This is a genomic window from Xenorhabdus sp. NBAII XenSa04, from assembly GCF_963866145.1.
GTDB classification, from domain to species: Bacteria; Pseudomonadota; Gammaproteobacteria; order Enterobacterales; family Enterobacteriaceae; genus Xenorhabdus; species Xenorhabdus indica.
In genome coordinates this window covers 1-2,826 of the sequence record NZ_CAWMEB010000022.1, presented here as the reverse complement: position 1 = coordinate 2,826, position 2,826 = coordinate 1, and the positions used below count along the sequence as shown (strand labels likewise).

Annotated in this window: 3 protein-coding genes and 1 pseudogene; all 4 read right to left on the bottom strand. The window is 38.2% G+C overall.

Translation table 11 applies throughout. The features are described 5' to 3' along the window. Positions 1–31 precede the first annotated feature (31 nt). Positions 32–355 (bottom strand): DUF6402 family protein, encoded by a 324-nt coding sequence (locus AAC147_RS19995; protein WP_420883240.1) that lies wholly within the window; start codon positions 353–355, stop codon positions 32–34. A gap of 144 nt (positions 356–499) precedes the next feature. After that, on the bottom strand, positions 500–892 hold the full coding sequence (locus AAC147_RS19990) for a DUF6402 family protein (RefSeq protein WP_197056409.1): 393 nt from the start codon (positions 890–892) through the stop codon (positions 500–502). A gap of 2 nt (positions 893–894) precedes the next feature. Then, complete coding sequence (locus AAC147_RS01345) at positions 895–1,677, bottom strand: Hcp family type VI secretion system effector (protein WP_231571554.1); 783 nt, start codon at positions 1,675–1,677, stop codon at positions 895–897. A gap of 489 nt (positions 1,678–2,166) precedes the next feature. Then, a pseudogene (locus AAC147_RS01340) lies at positions 2,167–2,826 on the bottom strand (primase-like DNA-binding domain-containing protein); the annotation flags it as partial.

The following is a 2,826-nucleotide window of genomic DNA, read 5'->3' as shown; positions in this document are numbered from 1 at the left end:
ATTTAAAGGAATATCAACTCATTTACTTCGTTTATAACGGTGTTGCACTTATTATGTGAATGCAAGATAGATAAATAACTCTGTCTTTTGGTAACGGAAATGTCCATAAAACATCAGAAAAGACAATGAAATCTCCACCTTTTTTGTGTTTTTCTCTCCATGACCTAAAATCGTCATTATAGATAGGAACTGTTCCTGAATATTCTCCTGCTAACTCTTTCCATGCCCCTCTATCATAAAGTCCCATGTATGCAATTGTCTTAGCTTTATTCAAAACGCCATTTTTATGCCAAACACCAAGAAACTCACCCTTTGTTACAAAATCATAGCTATCTTTTATATAAATACCTATCATTTACGTGATAAATACATCTTTATTATTTATTCTATCAATATAGCCCCTTACAGCTAATTTTAACGTTGCCTTCCCTATGGCTCCGTAATAGTCATCAATAGTATCAGTCAAGATCTATAATTAACCTGAGCATACGTATCTAATTCAATAACTGAGTCTGTGTACCCTATTTTTTTTTACATTATTCATTAACCTTTTTTTTAATAGTTTCAATCCAGCAAGAGAAGCCCATTCATGTTGTAATTTTACTACTTTGTCCTTTACTTGAGTATAATCAAGCGCCCATCCCATTTTTACGATATCTATATTAACTTGATTTTTTGGTATTTTTACTGCATCACCATCAATATATTGTTTTTTTGTTTCAATAGTAAAATTAGAAGCTGGTTCGGCCTTAAACCAATGACGCATTAATTGTGGGGCGGTTTTCCAGCCAATTTTTTCCATTGCATCCGGGATTTGGTTTAAATAAAAAATATCCATTTCAATTTCTGTATTTTTGCCACCTTTAACGGTTTTTGTTTTAAAAATCGACATAATTAAATCCCTGTTTTTGTCTGAAATAAATATTTAACTTCAAGGCATTCTTCTTTTTTGGCATCAAACTGTTTTGTCATTCCAGATGTTTGACATATTCCCTCAATCAGTCCCTTGCCCGTTTCCACACCATACGCAATATCTCGGCAGCCACTCCCTTGATGTTTCAGTATAAACTTATGGCTAAATAGAGCCACAACAGCTTCTTCAACCAGCGGTTTAATATTCGAGAACCCAGACAAAAGCGGCCTGCTTTCTTCACGCCCGGATAATTGTGTAATGCTGTAACCCGAAGTTCCTGCTGCAATATGCTGGCATGAGATAGATTTATAATCGAGCATCACCACTTCATGGGGGATTGCGCCATTATCATTAATGGAATGGGGATAATTATAGGCAAGATCGACAATCGTTGCGCCTGTCAGTTTAATTTCGTAAAAAAGTTCCAGTTGCCCCATCGTGCTTGTCCGGTAGTGCATAAAACGCGCTTCCAGCAATTCGTTTCCGTCGATTGCCATTGCTAACAGCGGCGAGGATTTATCAATGGGTTTAGTAAAGCTGACAGGGTGATGATGCGCATTCTGGTCGCGACTCACTGAATGGCTGACACTCAGTACCTGTATTTCGTCTTCCCGGCCTGTCTGATAGCGGTTTCCGATGGATTCTGGCGTTGAACAGCCCGCTGAAATTAATCCCTGTTTCTTGCCTTTTAGTGATAACGTGTGACATCGTGTCTCCTGTGATCTGACTTCCGATAAATATCGAATGAATGAAACAGGATACAACAGGAATATTTATGGATTCCAGTATGCGTAAAAGTCCATCACTGAAATTGTGATTAACTTCTATTCTTAAACAAAATCAGATAATTACATTATTTAAATTTCAGGTAATACCAAAAAATAAAATGGACGCACTGTGTATGCTTTCTCTGATTTTTCTAACTTCTATTTACCTGCCAAAGGGAGTCCCCTGAAAATCTTTTTACTCCCTTCAACTGTGCACCCTATCCACTAATCAGGTAATAATTTGAAAATAAATGATTTTTTACGGTGGAGACAGTGTCCAATCACTATCCGTACTATGCTCCTTTAATCATTCAGGAAAAATGAACAGGGTGAATAGTTGGTGCACAGTTAAAAGATAACTAATAAACCCTGTTTTTATATTTAAATTCAATTAATTATGATTATTGGTGCATAGGGTGCACAGTTAGTCATAAAAAATTTACGTAGGGTAGGTTATTGGTTAGTTTGTTCAGGAACAGACGGAAGCTATTCATTTGCCTCATCCGCTAAGTCCACATTGTAATAATAGCCCTTTTTGGTTTTTAATTTCCGGTAGTCCTTCTTATATTCCTGCATCACTTTCGGCAGGGAATCCCCGAATTTCGTTAATGTGAGAGGCCTGTCAAACCCATAGGCTTCCATAAATGACAAGTAGGCATGGTAAAGGTAGATTCTCGGCGCTCTGGAATGAATGTTTTTATTCCCCATCTTCATGCCTAACTCTTTCCCCAACGAAACCAAATTAAGCACAGAAATTATACAGCGGGTCGGAATTACTTTTCACCAAGAGGGCTTCGTTAGAATAGCGTTGCGCCTGTAGCAGTTTTTTAGCCTTATTCTGGTCGGCAAATTCGTTTAATAAATAGCGGATAATCACAGGCAGTTGTTCCCGGCTGATTTTCTCCGATAATTCCGGGTCTTTTTCTGACTCTTTGACCGGAATATTAAACGGGAATATCACCCGCCGCCGTGCAATCCCGCCATTACGCTCGGTAAAGCTCATCGGTTCGTTATTGGTGGCTAATACCACAGCTTTAATAATGGTGGAGAACTGTTTTTCATATTTCCCGTCAACTTCAATCAGATCGCCGCCTGTAATTGCTTTGATACCTGCCCCCTCACCGACATATTTAACCTGATCGGGCA

What these genes read in the sequence shown, in the direction of transcription:
- AAC147_RS19995 (WP_420883240.1), bottom strand. Translation starts at nt 355, where the DNA reads ATGATAGGTATTTATATAAAAGATAGCTATGATTTTGTAACAAAGGGT.
- AAC147_RS19990 (WP_197056409.1), bottom strand. Translation starts at nt 892, where the DNA reads ATGTCGATTTTTAAAACAAAAACCGTTAAAGGTGGCAAAAATACAGAA.